We start from the raw sequence: 13,731 nt of genomic DNA, 5'->3' as shown, positions 1-13,731 counted from the left end.
ACATCGTCGATATCGTCATTGCGGCACCGGGTACACCGCTTCTCGACCCCGTAACGCAGCAGCCGCTGAGCAATCCGGATGGTTCCCCGCAGACATCCGGGCCCGGTCACATGTTCTACGTCCTGCGAGCACCGGGGAAAGATCCAGCGAGCTACGGCTTTGCACCGATCAAGCACGGCAGCATGAACGGACCTGGCGACATCGTGGACAGCGATGCAAAGACCTACAAGAACCCGCATTACACGCGCTCTCTGGAAATCACCGAAGCCCAGTACAACAAGCTCAAGGCGTTCGGCGACGATCCAGTGGCGCACGGCTTCAGCAAGCACTATGCCGACGTGCGCCACAACTGCGTGGACTTCACCTGGGGCGCATTGAATCATGCCGGCATCCAGCGCAAGCACAGCCTGGACGTGAACAGCATCGGCGGCCCCGTCGGCCAGTTGCTGCCCGATGTCCGCATTCCGCTGGGCGTCCAGTCACAGGGCAAGGACGGCTATCGTCCGCTGCGCAACATGCATGGCGTGGACAGCATTGAGCCCCCTTTCCCCAACAGCGAACTCAACCGCACCACCACTCATCCCCTGCCCGAGCGCAGCTTGAAGCAGCGTCTGCTCAGCGAAACCGATGGCATTGATGGCCCCTTGGGCGAGCGTCTGGCTGCGGACGCGCGCGCACCGGGGCACAGCCTTCATGCCTTGGACCAGAAAGTGCGTACCGCACTCGCCCAGGCCAGCGAACAGCAGGGACTGCCCCCCGGCCAGGAGCACGAACGACTGGCCGGCCATCTGACCCACGCGGCGGTGCAGGCCGGCTTCAGCGAAAAGGACACGCTGCAGGTGGCATTCAGTTCAAACAGCACCGCCGAGGCACCCGGCTACGTATTCCTGCATCGCAGCGGCGACACCGCCTCGCCGGACCCTGCCGCCAATCGCCAGCGCCTGTCCCTGCTCGATACGCAGCAGGGCGACGCGGATACGCTGTATCAGCAGGCCAATGTGCAGCAGCAATCCCGCGACGCAAGCCGGCTGGCGCAGGACGAGCAACAGGCACAACAGCAGGCGTCGCCGCGCATGGCCTGACCCAGCCGCATCAGGCGCTGATACCGTTCCTGCATCAACTCACGTACTGCGCCTGACCGTTCCCGAACGACCAGTTCTCCTTCTTCACTTCCACCAGATTGATGAACACATCCTCGCGGCGGATGCCCACCGCCGCATGCAGTCCATCGGCGATGCCGGCGTACAACGCCTTTTTCTGCTCGAGCGTGCGCCCTTCGTTCCAGGTGATCTGGATGCAGATGAAGTCGTCGGTGCGATCCACGCCCAAGTAGCCGGGGTCGTAGATCAGCGTGCCGGACGCGTGTTCCTGGAAGATCTGGAAGCGGTCGTTTTCCGGAACGCCCACCGCGCGCATGGCCTGGTAGATGGTTTCGCCGACGCGTTGCAGGTAGTCGGCGGATTTACCTTTGCGGAGATCGATGCGGGCAAGCGGCATGGTGGCACTCCAGAGTGGATGGGTACGACGACAGGCTGAGACTACGCCTGCCCGGGGCCGCGGGACAGCGCAGGGATGGAACCCTCTGGCTCCATGCGTGGCATGTTCCCGCCTCCGCCGCGCGGGGTGACGCGATTGCCATGGCGGCGCCGCTCTGGAGTCGTCTTGTGCACGGTCGGTAGGGGCGGCGATGCGCGCCATCAGTGATGGGCCGCACTACTCGCGCGTGTCGAACGACACACATCGGAGAACGTCTGGCCTGCCTAGGGACAGTTGAGAATTTTCCTTACAGACCGATGTGATTGCCCGGCTTGAAGATCCCCGCGCCGAGGCAAGACGCCTTGGCCGGGATTGGCGTCTCGAATAAACGAATGAACACCCATCGCTGCGGTTTACGTCGCAGCAGAGAGAATGCACCGATTGCCTTCAATGGCGGCCGGTGCGTGGGGATCGACAGATCCGCCAGGCCTTCTTCTCGATGGGAGTTCGTTTGCCTTGGTACGCCAACCCGCACCGTCCGCCACCTTCACTCCGGAAGGTGGCCTTACGCCACTGAGGGTTTCGCCATGACCAACCGCACCGCCGTCCATCCCCGCCTGCACGCGCTTATCGGCGACGTCGCAGCCGACGTGCCCGGGGACCTCGCACGCGAGATCGAGTGCGCCCTGAACGAACAGAACCTGCCGACGCAGTCGGCCACGTTCTTCGCCCGACTCAATGCGATCAACCAGGCCGACGGTGATGACGGACAGCCGTGCATCAGCCTCACCCTCGGCGCCAGCAATCACGCTTCGTTGCGCCGCTCGCTATCTGGGCTCGGCGCATTGCTCGACCTGCTGCAGGCCGCCGACCATGCGCGCAACGAAGGTGGCCCGGACGAACAGTTGGGCGCCTTCCATATCGACGGACTGATCGTGGCCGCCCGACAACTGGTGCGCGAGGCACATCATTGCCTCTCCGGCGGCGACGCCTGACCGGCCCGGATACGCTCCCGCTACAATCGCGCAGTGAGCGCAGGAGACCGCAATGGACGCCGAACACCTGGAATACTTCAAGGCCGCACTGGAAGGCCGCGCAACCGTGGGCTGGAACGTCTGGTTCGCCGCCAACCAGCACGCGCTGGCACAACAGCTGAGCCGCCCTGCACTGCTGCGCTTGAAGTTCAGCACACTGGATGAAGCCGAACGCCTGCTGGCCGAAGCCGGCATCGTGCCCCGCAGCACAGCGGGCAAGCGCTACGAAATGTACTGCGCGCAGTTCTCGCCGGACGTGGTGGACGCGAACGGTCGCCCGCTACCGGCCCTCTGGCGCGCGGCGCACGGCGGTGCCATCGGCCTGCTGGCCGACGGTGAGCAGGAGGCCGGCCAGGCGAAGCTGCTCGCGGAGTTCCGCCGCGTCCGCAAGCGCGGGCTGCAGCAGGCCCATGAATGGTTGGCCGATCTGTGCTTTGAGGGCGAGATGGAACTGACCAGCGGCAATGCCGAGGTGGGCCGTAGCCTATTGGCGGTGGTGGTGCAGGCGGGTAGCGGCCATGACCTGCTGGATGCCACGGCGATGATCGCGCGCGAGCTGCTGGAGCGGCACGGCTGAAAGGGCGTGTGCTTCCAGCTGATCCTGCTGGATCGCTGGTAACAAAAAAGCCCCCATTTCTGGAGGCTTCTTTCGTTCTGCAACATGGTGGGCGGTACAGGGATCGAACCTGTGACCCTTGCCGTGTGAAGGCAATGCTCTACCGCTGAGCTAACCGCCCGGTGTGTTGCTGAGCCGCTCATTATAGGGGCTTTTCAGAGGCCGTCAACACTTTTTCACATTCGTGTTCACGGGTGTCTCGGGATGTGCAGCCGAGCATGGCTCGGCTCTACAGAACAGCGGGGTACGCGTGTTTCGGTGGTTCCGCCGAGCATGGCCCGGCGCTACCGGAATCACATCGTATGGGTCGGCTTGTCCGAGCCGGTAAGCCCGGCCAGCAGGGTCTCGATCTTGTGGCGCACGCCCTCGCCTTCGGCACCATCGGCCAGCTGCACGCCGATGCCGGCGGTGCGGTTGCCCTGCGCGCCTGCCGGGGTCACCCAGATCACCTTGCCGGCCACCGGCAGGCGCTCGCTGGAATCGGGCAGGGTCAGCAGCAGGAACACCTCGTCGCCCAGGAAGTAGCGCTTGGGCGTGGGCACGAAGATGCCGCCATTCTTCACGAACGGCATGTACGCGCTGTACAGCGCGGCTTTGTCCTTCACGGCCAGGGACAGGATGCCCTGGCGGGCGTTGCTGGCACTCATCGATTTCCCCTTGCGGCAGGCCGCTCGTTCACCTTGTTCCAGGCCAGCAGCAACTCGACCACCGCAAGGTCTGCACGCACCGTGGTGCGCAGCAGGTCGCGGGTGCGGTTGGCCGCATCGAACCAGGCTGCAAGCTTGTGCAATCGCTCCGGCGTGGTCAAGGCATCGGTGCTGGCCTGGGCCAGCGCCAGGTCGGCGGCAAAGCGCAGGCGCAGCGCCGCGTTGTCGTCACCGCACCACTTCTGCGCCAGCTCCACCGCGCCGGTCTTGCCGGCCGCCAGCTGTTCCAGATCTCGACCGACTTCGCGGCGCAGGCTCAGGCCGTCTTCGCGCAGCCAGTTGTCGGCCTGGCCGGGGTGGCCGCGCGCCGCGTCCAGCGCTTCGCGCGCGGATGCCTCGCTATGGCCCTGCTGCTGCAGCCAGGCCAGCGCTTCGTGCTGCGGCGGCAGCTTGAACTCCAGGCGCTGGCAACGGCTGCGGATGGTCTGCGGCAAGCGTGCCGGGTCGCTGCTGATCAGCCACAGGTAGCGGCCGGGCTGCGGCTCTTCCAGCGTCTTCAGCAGTGCGTTGGCCGCCGAGCGGTTGATCGCATCGGCCGGGTCGACGATCACCACCTGCGCCACGCCGTACTGTGGGGTCAGCGCCAGCTTGTCGGTGATCTCGCGCACCTGCTCGATCACGATCTCGGTGCGCAGCTTGTCGCCGCTCTTGTTCGGAATGAAGCTGACCAGCTGCAGGTCCGGGTGTGTACCCGCTGCGATCAGCTGGCGCGTGCGCGTGGCGTGGGCTGCATCGCCCTGCGCCAGCACGTGGTCGGCCAGCGCCAGCGCCACCTCGTGCTTGCCCAGCCCGGCCGGACCGCAGATCAGCAGGCCATGACCGAGGCGACCGGCGTCGAGCGCGGCCACCGTCTGCTCGAACGCGCGCTGCTGCCACGGTGAAAAGGTACTCATGCGCCCTCCCCGCCCTGCAGCCAGCGCTCGACACGCGCAACCACGTCGGCGGCCACGCGTTCCTGCACCTGGCCGGCGTCGATCAACGCAAAGCGCTGCGGGTCCTGCTGTGCGCGGCTGCGGAACACTTCGCGCACGCGCTGGAAGAAATCGTCCTGCTCGCTCTCGATGCGGTCCGGCCACAGGTCACGGCCGTTGGCGCGCGCGCGGCCTATGGCCACGTCCACGTCCAGCAGCAGGGTCAGCCCCGGCAACAGGCCGACCGCGCGACGCTCCAGATCGGCAATCCACTGCGGATCCAGGCCACGGCCACCGCCCTGGTAGGCATAGCTGGAATCGGTGAAACGATCGCTCAGCACATAGGCGCCGCGCTGCAGTGCTGGCTGGATCACCTGGCGCACGTGCTGCGCGCGCGCGGCGAATACCAGCAGCAGCTCGGCTTCGGCGCTGAGCGGTTCGGCGGCGATCTCGGCATCGGGTTTCAGCACCAGGCCGCGGATGCGCTCGGCCAGTGGCGTGCCGCCGGGTTCACGGGTCAGCACCACCTCGTGGCCGTGGCCGCGCAGGCACTCACGGATGGCATTGATGGCGGTGGTCTTGCCCGCGCCCTCGCCGCCTTCCAGGCTGACGAAACGCGGGTGGCGAAGCAGCGCGGGACTCATTGCGCCGGGGTCTCCTGGGTACGTTGCTGGCGCAGCTGCTGCAGGTAGCGCGCCACGGCGGCGTTGTGCTGGTCCAGGCTGGGCGAGAACACGTGCGCGCCGCTGCCATCGCCCACGGCGACGAAGTACAGCGCGTCGCCCGGCGCCGGCTGTGCGGCCGCCATCAGCGCGTCACGGCTGGGCATGGCGATCGGGGTCGGGGTCAGGCCGGCACGGGTGTAGGTGTTGTAGGGGGTGTCGGTGGTCAGGTCGCGACGGCGGATGTTGCCGTCATACGCAGCACCGAGGCCGTAGATCACGGTCGGGTCGGTCTGCAGGCGCATGCCGATCTTCAGGCGGCGCATGAACACCCCGGCAATCTGCGGGCGCTCGCTGGCCAGCGCGGTTTCCTTTTCGATGATCGAGGCCAGCGTCAGCAGTTCGTAGGGCGTGTTGATCGGCAGGTCCGGCGCGCGGCTTTCCCAGGCCTCGTCCAGCGCCTTTTCCATTGCGGCGTGGGCGCGCTTGAGCACGTCCAGATCGCTGTCGCCGCGCTGGTAGACGTAGGTCTCCGGCAGGAAGCGGCCTTCCGGATGCTGGCCACCGAAGCCGAGGCGCTGCATCAGCGCGGCGTCATCAAGCGTGTCGGTGGTGTGCAGCAGCGGTTCGGCGCGCTTGAGTGCGGCACGCAGCTGGCGGATGTTCCAGCCCTCGACAATCGTGACGCGGTGCTGCAGCACCTTGCCGGCGCGCATGCGCAGCAGCAGCTCGCGCGGGGTCAGCTCGCCACTGAGCGCATACTCGCCCACCTTCAGCTTGCCGGCGGCATCGAGCTGGCGCGCCAGCAGCTGCCACTGGGCGTCCTGGCCCTCGTCCACGCCGGCATCGCGCAGCTTGCGCAGCACGCTGTTCATGCCATCGCCGCTGGCGATGACCACGCTCTCGGCGGACGGGGTGATCGGGGCATCGGCGAAGCGGGCCTGCTGGTAGAAGAACCACGCGCCCGCGCCGGCCACGACGGCGGCCAGCACCACCACCAGCGTTACCACGAACAGACACCCGCGCTTGGCTCCCGCCATGGACTACCTCTGAACTCGATTCCGTCGTGCAGGATACCGTGCCGGTGGATTGGGGTCATGACCGGGGTGGCGTCGCCGTGCCGACCAACGGTCGGCACCCACCACAATCCATGCCTGGCGCGGCGATCAGTAGATCCACGCCATGCGTGGATGAATGGCCATGGAGGACTCCGTGCCGACCAACGGTCGGCACCCACCGTGGGGGAATGGCGTTGCCGGCCAGCGCCCGGCACTACCCCTGCTGGCCGAGCGCGCGCAGCAGGCCGCGGGCCTTCGCGCGGGTCTCGTCCAGTTCCTTGTCCGGGTCCGAATCAACCACGATGCCGGCACCGGTGCGGAAGCTCACCTCGTGGCCATCCACTTCGGCGGTACGGATCAGGATGTTCAGGTCCAGGTCGCCATCGCGGTTCAGCCAGCCGAACGCGCCGGTGTAGGCACCGCGCGGCACCTGCTCCAGCTCGCTGATGATCTGCATGCAGCGCACCTTGGGGCAGCCGGTGATGGTGCCGCCCGGGAACGTGGCGGCGATCACCTCGCCGGGCGTGACCTCCGGACGCAGGTGGCCGCTGACGTTGCTGACGATGTGGTGCACATGCGCGTAGCTCTCCACGGTCATCAGCTCATCGACCACCACGGTACCGGGCAGGCAGATGCGGCCCAGGTCATTGCGTTCCAGGTCGATCAGCATCACGTGCTCGGCACGCTCCTTCGGGTGGCCGACCAGCTCCTGGATGCGCGCGGCATCATCGTCGCCCTCGAAGCGCGGACGCGTGCCGGCAATCGGACGCGTCTGCGCGTGGCCGGCATGCACCGACACCAGCCGCTCCGGCGAGGAGCTGACCACGTGGCGGCCGTGCGCGCTGAACAAGCCGGCGAACGGTGCCGGGTTGGCACGGCGCAGCTGCGCGTACAGCGCCTGCGGGCTGACCGGCGCAGCGAACTGCGCGCTCCAGCGCCGCGACAGGTTCACCTGGAACACATCGCCGGCACGCAGGTAGTCGATCACCCGGCGCACGCCGTCGGTGAAGCGCTGCGGCGCATCCTCGCCCACCGACTGCGGCGGCTGCCAGCCCTGCCCGGCCTCCGGCAGCGCCTGCGACGCCAAGGTCACCAGCGCCTCCAGCAGGGCCTGCTCACCGGCTTCGGCGATGATGAAACTGGCGTCGTTGTGATGGTCATGCAGCACGGCGGCCGGGCAGCGCAGCGCCAGCGCGGTCGAGCGGCCGTCCTCGCGCGCGCGCGCCGGCAGCACCGGTTCGATCTGGCTGGCCACTTCGTAGTCCAGCATCAACGCCCAGCCGCCGCGGAACGGCAGGCTGTGGCTGCCGTCGTGCGGCAGGCGTTCGTGCTGCCAGGCGCGATCCAGCGCCTGCAGGAACGTGCCGGGCTGCACGGCACCCTGCAGGTCGCGCACCTGGCCGTCGGCATCCAGCCGCAGGCAATCGCCCTGCGCGGCCAGCAGCAGGCTCCAGCGGCCCTGGGCGGTGCCCGAGGCGGTGGATTCCATCAGCAGCGGGAAGCGTGCCGGGTCGTGCTGCTGCAGGGCCAGCAGATCGATCGGGTGCGGCAGCGGGTGGATCAGCGGTGCGTGGGTCATGATGGCCAGTTCAGGGATTCAGATGCACGGAAGCCGCCTTGCGGCGGCCTCCTCGTGCGTAATGCACGTTCAGTCGAGCATGGCCCGACGCTACAACCCGGTCAGACGCGCTTGAAGATCAGCGTGCCGTTGGTGCCGCCGAAGCCGAAGCCATTGGACATCACCACGTCAACCTTGGCCTGGCGTGCTTCGTTGGGCACGTAGTCCAGGTCGCAGCCTTCGCCCGGCTGCTGCAGGTTGATGGTCGGCGGAATGACGTTGTCCTGCAGCGCCATCACCGAGAAGATCGCTTCCACGCCGCCGGCCGCGCCCAGCAGGTGGCCGGTCATCGACTTGGTGGAGCTGACCATCATCTTGTAGGCGTGGTCGCCGAAAGCGGTCTTCATCGCCATGGTCTCGCCCAGGTCACCCAGCGGCGTGGACGTGCCATGCGCGTTGAGGTAACCCACCTGTTCGGGGGTCACGCCGGCGTCCTTCATCGCCATGACCATGCAGCGCGCGGCACCTTCGCCGTTCTCGCTCGGCGCAGTCATGTGGTACGCGTCGGAGCTGGCGCCGAAGCCGGCCAGTTCGCAGTAGATCTTCGCGCCACGGGCCTTGGCGTGCTCGTACTCTTCCAGGATCAGGATGCCGGCGCCGTCGCCCAGCACGAAGCCGTCACGGTCCTTGTCCCACGGGCGCGAGGCCTGTTCCGGGGCGTCGTTGCGGGTGCTCATCGCCTTCATCGCGCAGAAGCCACCCACGGCGGTCGGCGACGAGCCACGTTCGGCACCACCCACCACCATCACGTCGGCGTCGCCGTACTGGATCATACGCATCGCGGTGCCGATCGAATGGTTCGAGGTCGCGCACGCCGACACCGCCGAGAACGACGGCCCCTTCAGGCCGGCGATGATGCTCAGCTGGCCCGGCAGCATGTTGATGATGGTCTTGGGCACGTAGAAGGGCGAGATCTTCTTGCCCTCATGGAACTCGATGGTCTGCTCTTCGATACCGAGCAGGCCGCCAATGCCGGCGCCGACAATGGCGCCGATGCGCTCGGCATTGGCGTCGGTGATCTCCAGGCCCGAGTCGTGCAGGGCCATGAACGAGGCACCGAGGCCATAATGGATGAACGGGTCCATCTTCTTGGCATCCTTGCCGCTGACCCGGTACTTGCCGAACAGTTCGTTGTCGGCGGTGATGTCAAAGCCCTTGACCTCACCTGCAATCTTGGTGGTGAACCGGTCCAGGTAGGCATCAGAAACGTTGGTCAGCGGACCGATGCCCGAACGACCCTGGGTGATGCCTTCCCAGCTGCTGGCCAGATCATTGCCCAACGGCGAGACGATACCCAGGCCGGTTACGACGACGCGACGCTTCATTGCTGATTCTCCTGACCCGAAGGTTCAATCGGGTAACACGGTTTGCTTCGGTGTGATGCTCAAACACACGGGGCCGCAACTGCGGCCCCATGGGGTGCGGTGCGCGGCGAGCGGAGACCCGCGCGCACTGCCGTCTGACATCAGGCCTTGACGTGGGCCGTGATGTAGTCGATGGCGGCCTGCACGGTGCTGATCTTCTCGGCTTCTTCGTCCGGGATCTCGCACTCGAATTCTTCTTCCAGGGCCATCACCAGCTCGACGGTGTCCAGCGAGTCAGCGCCCAGGTCATCGACGAACGATGCGCTGTTGGTGACTTCATCTTCCTTGACGCCAAGCTGTTCGACGACGATTTTCTTGACGCGTTCTTCGATGGTGCTCATGGGATCTCGCTCCAGATGGAGTTGTGGTTCAAAAGTGGTCGCCATCAAGGGCGATGGCCGTGGGATAGTGTAGTGGAAACCGGCGCGGCCTTGCATTGCAGCAAAAACCTCCGCAGATCAACCACTTGCGGCGCAATCCCTGCGCCCCTTGCTTACGGCATGTACATGCCGCCGTTCACATGGAGGGTTTCGCCGGTGATGTAACCGGCAGCCGGGCTGGCCAGGAACGCCACCGCATGGGCGATGTCCTCCGGCGAACCCAGGCGTTCGAGGGCGATGTCGTTGATCAGCGCGGTACGCGCTTCTTCCGGCAACGCCTTGGTCATGTCGGTGTCGATGAAGCCGGGTGCGACAACATTGACGGTGACGCCGCGCGAGCCGATTTCCTTGGCCAGCGACTTGCTGAAGCCGATGATGCCGGCCTTGGCGGCCGCGTAGTTGGCCTGCCCGGCATTGCCGGTCACGCCCACCACCGATGCGATGTTGATGATGCGGCCCTTGCGCGCCTTCATCATGCCGCGCATCACCGCCTTGCTGGTACGGAACACGCTGGTCAGGTTGGTGTCGATGATCGACGCCCAGTCCTCGTCCTTCATGCGCATCAGCAGGTTGTCGCGGGTGATGCCGGCATTGTTGACCAGGATCGAGATCGGGCCGAATTCCTTGGCGATGCCATCGAGCACGCTGTCCAGCGCGGCGGCGTCGGTGACGTTCAGCGCGCGGCCGTGACCGCCGTGGGCGGCCAGGCGCTCACCGATCGCGGCGGCGCCGGATTCGGTGGTGGCGGTGCCGATGACGGTGGCGCCCTGGGCGGCCAGCAGATCGGCGATGGCGGCGCCAATGCCACGGCTGGCACCGGTGACCAGTGCGATTTCACCCTGCAGGGGCTTGCTCATGATGTTTTCCTCAGACGGGAGCGGCCGCCGCACCGTGCCGCTTGCAGCGGCCACCGGTACGGTCGGCAGGAACAGGGAAGGTCAGGCCGACCATGCCTCGCGGGCGGCTTCGAAGTCGCCCGGCGTGGCCAACGGACGGCCGTCGATGGCCTTGTCGATGCGCTTGACCAGGCCGGTCAGCACCTTGCCTGGGCCGCACTCGGCGATCTGGGTGATGCCGCGGGCGGCCAACGCCTGCACGCAACCGGTCCACTGCACCGGCTGGTACAGCTGCTGGACCAGCGCAGTGCGGATGGCGTCCACGCCGTCGTGCACCTGGGCATCGACGTTCTGCACAACCGGCAGCTGCGGCGCCTGCCAGGACAGGCCGGCCATCACTTCGGCCAGGCGGTTGGCGGCTTCGCGCATCAACGGGGTGTGCGAGGGCACGCTGACGGCCAGCTTGACCGCCTTGCGCACGCCCTTCTCGGCCAGCAATGCCAGCGCACGGTCGACCGCATCGGCGTCGCCACCGATCACGATCTGGCCCGGCGAATTGAAGTTGGCCGGCACCACTACCTGGCTGCCTGCGGCTTCGGCGCAGACATCCAGCACCAGCTGGTCTTCGGCACCGAGCACGGCGGCCATGGCGCCGACACCGGCCGGCGCCGCTTCCTGCATCAGCTGGCCACGCAGGCGCACCAGGTGCGCACCGTCATGCAGGCTCAGCGCGCCGGCGGCAACCAGGGCGGTGTACTCGCCCAGGCTGTGGCCGGACAGCACCGACGGGCGCGGACCGCCCACGGCGTTCCAGGCACGCCACACGCCGATACTCGCGGCCAGCAGGGCCGGCTGGGTGTATTCGGTACGGTTGAGCATTTCCTCCGGGCCGCCCTGGGACAGCGCCCACAGGTCGACGCCGGCACCATCGGATGCCTCGGTGAAGGCTTCACGCACCTGCGGATGCAGTTCGGCCAGCTCGGCCACCATGCCCACAGACTGCGAGCCCTGGCCGGGGAAGACAAAAGCGAGGGTGGATACGGTCACGCGGTCATCCGCTTGTTGCAATCGAAGCGGGCCATGATAAGGGGGAATCCGCTGTGTCGTCTGTACGTGCGCGTATGCAGGCGTATGGAGCAATGACAGGGTCAGATCCCTTTTCCACGGGAAATGGGATCTGACCCCGGCCAACGATCAGCAGAACAGCTGCAGCACGTCCAGATCGCCGTCGGCGAGGAAATCCACGCACAGGCCCACCAGCATCAGCACGCCAGCAGTGCTGGCACCGTGGGTGATGAAGATCGAATGGGCCAGCGCGCGCGCTGAGCGGCCCAGCTTCATGCAGACCCTGGCCAGGCTGCGCAGGCGGCCACTGACCGCATGCACGTGCTCGCGCACCGGCGCCTGGGCCTCGCCCATCGCCTCGGCCATCATCGCCTGCAGATGTTCGGGGCGATCAGCGTAGTACTTGGCCACGCCATAGCCGAACATCAGCCAGTCGCGGGCCTGCGCTTCGGACAGGTCCATCACTTCCAGCGGATCTTCCTCGAAATCGATGAAGCCGACCTGCTGCCCATCCCAGGTGAGATTGCGCGGCAGCGGCTGGCCAAAATAGGCGCCGCGCGCATGCGCTTGGGCAATGGCCTGCATCGCCGCCATCACCAGCCGATCACGACCTGCTTCGTCGGCTTCGCGCAGGCAGGTATTGAACGAGCTGCCGTTGTCGCCGATTACCAGCGCGGCATGGCCGGTGCCCAGCACGTTCGGCACGTTCACGCCTTGGGCCTGCAGCTCTGCAAGGCGGCGGGCCTCGGTTTCGCGCGCGGCGTCGCCGCCACGGTGCGGAGGAGGACGAAGGGCGTCGAGATGGAAACGACGGGCAACAAAATTGAGCAGGCCCAGGGCCAGCGCCCGGCTTCCCTTGCCGTACTGCTTCAGCCAGGCACGTTGCCCTTCGATGACGATGGGCTCAACCATGACAGGTCCTCCTTAAACGCGTTACGGCCCCGAAGGGCCGTAACGACAAGACTTCACATTGTCGTAACTTGCACTATCAATAGCGCAGCAGGGCCGAACCCCAGGTGAAGCCGCCACCAAAGGCTTCCAGCAGCAGCAGCTGGCCGCGCTCGACCCTGCCCGAACGCACGGCGGCGTCCAGCGCCAGCGGCACCGAACCGGACGAGGTGTTGCCGTGCTTGTCGACGGTCACCACGACCTGGTCCATCGACATGTCCAGGCGCTTGGCGGTGGCTTCGATGATGCGCAGGTTGGCCTGGTGCGGGATCAGCCAATCCAGGTCGGACTTGTCCAGGCCGTTGGCGGCCAGGGTCTCGTCCACGACCGAGTCCAGCGCCTTGACGGCGTACTTGAACACGTCGTTGCCCTTCATGTTGATGGTGCCGCCACCATTGGCGCCATCCTTGAAGCCGGTCGAAACGCCGACCGGGTTCCACAGCAGTTCCTTCTTGCTGCCATCGGCATGCAGGTGGGTGCTGAGGATGCCGGTCTCTTCGTCGGCCCTGAGCACGACGGCGCCGGCGCCATCACCGAACAGCACGCAGGTGGTGCGATCGTTCCAGTCGACCATGCGGGTCAACGTTTCGGTGCCGATCACCAGCACGTGCTTGCAGTCGCCGGAGCGGATGAATTTGTCGGCCACGCCCAGCGCGAACACGAAGCCGGAACAGGCTGCGTTGACGTCGAAGGCGGGGCACCCGGCCACACCGAGCTTGGCCTGGATCAGGCACGCGGTGGACGGGAAAATAAGGTCAGGCGTGGTCGTGCCGACCACGATCATGTCGAGCTGCGAGGCATCGATGCCTGCGGCTTCAAGCGCGCGCAGGGCGGCGTTGTAGCCAAGGTCGCTGGTGGTCTCGCCTTCGGCCGCGATGTGCCGTTCACGAATTCCGGTGCGCGACTGGATCCACTCATCCGAGGTTTCGACCATTTTTTCCAGGTCGGCGTTGGTCAGGACTTTCTCCGGCAAATAGCTACCGGTGCCCGCGATCCTCGAATAGATCCGCTTGCTCATCATGTTTCCTGTTGCGCGGGCCGCCGATCACCGGCACG

The 13,731-nt window shown here is 66.5% G+C and carries 15 protein-coding genes and 1 tRNA gene; 3 read left to right on the top strand and 13 right to left on the bottom strand.

Translation table 11 applies throughout. The annotated features are described in order from the left end of the window. Positions 1 to 182: 182 nt before the first annotated feature. Positions 183 to 1,082: an XVIPCD domain-containing protein gene (locus tag ACSDHM_RS03215; protein ID WP_439426649.1), complete on the top strand. Its 900-nt coding sequence runs from the start codon at positions 183 to 185 to the stop codon at positions 1,080 to 1,082. A 34-nt stretch (positions 1,083 to 1,116) separates the two neighbouring features. On the opposite strand, the gene ACSDHM_RS03210 is transcribed toward ACSDHM_RS03215, so the two are convergent. Beyond that, a complete protein-coding gene (locus ACSDHM_RS03210) occupies positions 1,117 to 1,497 on the bottom strand; it encodes a tautomerase family protein (protein WP_439426648.1) in 381 nt (126 codons plus the stop codon). 566 nt (positions 1,498 to 2,063) lie between these two features. On the opposite strand from ACSDHM_RS03210, the gene ACSDHM_RS03205 reads away from it, so the two are divergent. Both ACSDHM_RS03205 and ACSDHM_RS03200 read left to right on the top strand, forming a co-directional pair. Beyond that, positions 2,064 to 2,471: a hypothetical protein gene (locus ACSDHM_RS03205; protein WP_072168227.1), complete on the top strand. Its 408-nt coding sequence runs from the start codon at positions 2,064 to 2,066 to the stop codon at positions 2,469 to 2,471. 52 nt (positions 2,472 to 2,523) lie between these two features. After that, positions 2,524 to 3,087, top strand: coding sequence for a hypothetical protein (locus tag ACSDHM_RS03200; protein ID WP_005415515.1), 564 nt, complete (start codon positions 2,524 to 2,526; stop codon positions 3,085 to 3,087). Positions 3,088 to 3,172: 85 nt separating this feature from the next. Here the strand turns inward: ACSDHM_RS03200 and ACSDHM_RS03195 are convergent. The 12 genes from ACSDHM_RS03195 to ACSDHM_RS03140 all read right to left on the bottom strand — a co-directional run bounded on the left by ACSDHM_RS03195 (position 3,173) and on the right by ACSDHM_RS03140 (position 13,693). After that, positions 3,173 to 3,247, bottom strand: a tRNA-Val gene (locus ACSDHM_RS03195). A 172-nt stretch (positions 3,248 to 3,419) separates the two neighbouring features. Further along, on the bottom strand, positions 3,420 to 3,773 hold the full coding sequence (locus ACSDHM_RS03190) for a PilZ domain-containing protein (RefSeq protein WP_005412452.1): 354 nt from the start codon (positions 3,771 to 3,773) through the stop codon (positions 3,420 to 3,422). Next, positions 3,770 to 4,726 (bottom strand): DNA polymerase III subunit delta', encoded by a 957-nt coding sequence (locus tag ACSDHM_RS03185; RefSeq protein ID WP_065177972.1) that lies wholly within the window; start codon positions 4,724 to 4,726, stop codon positions 3,770 to 3,772. The genes ACSDHM_RS03190 and ACSDHM_RS03185 overlap by 4 nt, the downstream gene beginning before the upstream one ends. Beyond that, positions 4,723 to 5,388 carry a dTMP kinase gene (gene tmk / locus ACSDHM_RS03180; protein ID WP_072168229.1) on the bottom strand — a complete coding sequence of 222 codons (666 nt, stop codon included), beginning with the start codon at positions 5,386 to 5,388 and terminating at the stop codon, positions 4,723 to 4,725. The genes ACSDHM_RS03185 and tmk overlap by 4 nt, the downstream gene beginning before the upstream one ends. Beyond that, positions 5,385 to 6,446, bottom strand: coding sequence for an endolytic transglycosylase MltG (gene mltG, locus ACSDHM_RS03175; protein ID WP_353761519.1), 1,062 nt, complete (start codon positions 6,444 to 6,446; stop codon positions 5,385 to 5,387). The genes tmk and mltG overlap by 4 nt, the downstream gene beginning before the upstream one ends. A gap of 232 nt (positions 6,447 to 6,678) precedes the next feature. Beyond that, positions 6,679 to 8,043 carry an aminodeoxychorismate synthase component I gene (locus ACSDHM_RS03170; RefSeq protein WP_072168231.1) on the bottom strand — a complete coding sequence of 455 codons (1,365 nt, stop codon included), beginning with the start codon at positions 8,041 to 8,043 and terminating at the stop codon, positions 6,679 to 6,681. Positions 8,044 to 8,144: 101 nt separating this feature from the next. After that, the gene (fabF, locus tag ACSDHM_RS03165) at positions 8,145 to 9,407 is read right to left on the bottom strand and encodes a beta-ketoacyl-ACP synthase II (RefSeq protein ID WP_061480515.1); all 1,263 of its coding nucleotides are present in this window, start codon (positions 9,405 to 9,407) and stop codon (positions 8,145 to 8,147) included. 140 nt (positions 9,408 to 9,547) lie between these two features. Further along, on the bottom strand, positions 9,548 to 9,787 hold the full coding sequence (gene acpP / locus ACSDHM_RS03160) for an acyl carrier protein (RefSeq protein ID WP_061480516.1): 240 nt from the start codon (positions 9,785 to 9,787) through the stop codon (positions 9,548 to 9,550). 152 nt (positions 9,788 to 9,939) lie between these two features. Beyond that, positions 9,940 to 10,683: a 3-oxoacyl-ACP reductase FabG gene (fabG, locus tag ACSDHM_RS03155; protein ID WP_005408312.1), complete on the bottom strand. Its 744-nt coding sequence runs from the start codon at positions 10,681 to 10,683 to the stop codon at positions 9,940 to 9,942. A gap of 81 nt (positions 10,684 to 10,764) precedes the next feature. Continuing rightward, complete coding sequence (fabD, locus tag ACSDHM_RS03150; RefSeq protein WP_005415507.1) at positions 10,765 to 11,709, bottom strand: ACP S-malonyltransferase; 945 nt, start codon at positions 11,707 to 11,709, stop codon at positions 10,765 to 10,767. Positions 11,710 to 11,856: 147 nt separating this feature from the next. Next, the gene (locus ACSDHM_RS03145) at positions 11,857 to 12,639 is read right to left on the bottom strand and encodes a serine/threonine protein phosphatase (protein WP_072168233.1); all 783 of its coding nucleotides are present in this window, start codon (positions 12,637 to 12,639) and stop codon (positions 11,857 to 11,859) included. A gap of 76 nt (positions 12,640 to 12,715) precedes the next feature. Next, positions 12,716 to 13,693: a beta-ketoacyl-ACP synthase III gene (locus ACSDHM_RS03140; protein WP_439426647.1), complete on the bottom strand. Its 978-nt coding sequence runs from the start codon at positions 13,691 to 13,693 to the stop codon at positions 12,716 to 12,718. Positions 13,694 to 13,731 lie beyond the last annotated feature (38 nt).

This window comes from Stenotrophomonas sp. T8, from assembly GCF_051853085.1.
Taxonomy (GTDB): Bacteria; Pseudomonadota; Gammaproteobacteria; order Xanthomonadales; family Xanthomonadaceae; genus Stenotrophomonas; species Stenotrophomonas sepilia.
Note: the sequence above shows the minus strand (reverse complement) of the source record. Positions and strands in the feature narration are given on the sequence as shown.

Bases quoted from the DNA above. Each gene is read 5' to 3' on its own strand.
- ACSDHM_RS03215 (WP_439426649.1), top strand. From the start codon at position 183: ATGAACGGACCTGGCGACATCGTGGACAGCGATGCAAAGACCTACAAG.
- ACSDHM_RS03210 (WP_439426648.1), bottom strand. From the start codon at position 1,497: ATGCCGCTTGCCCGCATCGATCTCCGCAAAGGTAAATCCGCCGACTAC.
- ACSDHM_RS03205 (WP_072168227.1), top strand. From the start codon at position 2,064: ATGACCAACCGCACCGCCGTCCATCCCCGCCTGCACGCGCTTATCGGC.
- ACSDHM_RS03200 (WP_005415515.1), top strand. From the start codon at position 2,524: ATGGACGCCGAACACCTGGAATACTTCAAGGCCGCACTGGAAGGCCGC.
- ACSDHM_RS03190 (WP_005412452.1), bottom strand. From the start codon at position 3,773: ATGAGTGCCAGCAACGCCCGCCAGGGCATCCTGTCCCTGGCCGTGAAG.
- ACSDHM_RS03185 (WP_065177972.1), bottom strand. From the start codon at position 4,726: ATGAGTACCTTTTCACCGTGGCAGCAGCGCGCGTTCGAGCAGACGGTG.
- tmk (WP_072168229.1), bottom strand. From the start codon at position 5,388: ATGAGTCCCGCGCTGCTTCGCCACCCGCGTTTCGTCAGCCTGGAAGGC.
- mltG (WP_353761519.1), bottom strand. From the start codon at position 6,446: ATGGCGGGAGCCAAGCGCGGGTGTCTGTTCGTGGTAACGCTGGTGGTG.
- ACSDHM_RS03170 (WP_072168231.1), bottom strand. From the start codon at position 8,043: ATGACCCACGCACCGCTGATCCACCCGCTGCCGCACCCGATCGATCTG.
- fabF (WP_061480515.1), bottom strand. From the start codon at position 9,407: ATGAAGCGTCGCGTCGTCGTAACCGGCCTGGGTATCGTCTCGCCGTTG.
- acpP (WP_061480516.1), bottom strand. From the start codon at position 9,787: ATGAGCACCATCGAAGAACGCGTCAAGAAAATCGTCGTCGAACAGCTT.
- fabG (WP_005408312.1), bottom strand. From the start codon at position 10,683: ATGAGCAAGCCCCTGCAGGGTGAAATCGCACTGGTCACCGGTGCCAGC.
- ACSDHM_RS03145 (WP_072168233.1), bottom strand. From the start codon at position 12,639: ATGGTTGAGCCCATCGTCATCGAAGGGCAACGTGCCTGGCTGAAGCAG.
- ACSDHM_RS03140 (WP_439426647.1), bottom strand. From the start codon at position 13,693: ATGAGCAAGCGGATCTATTCGAGGATCGCGGGCACCGGTAGCTATTTG.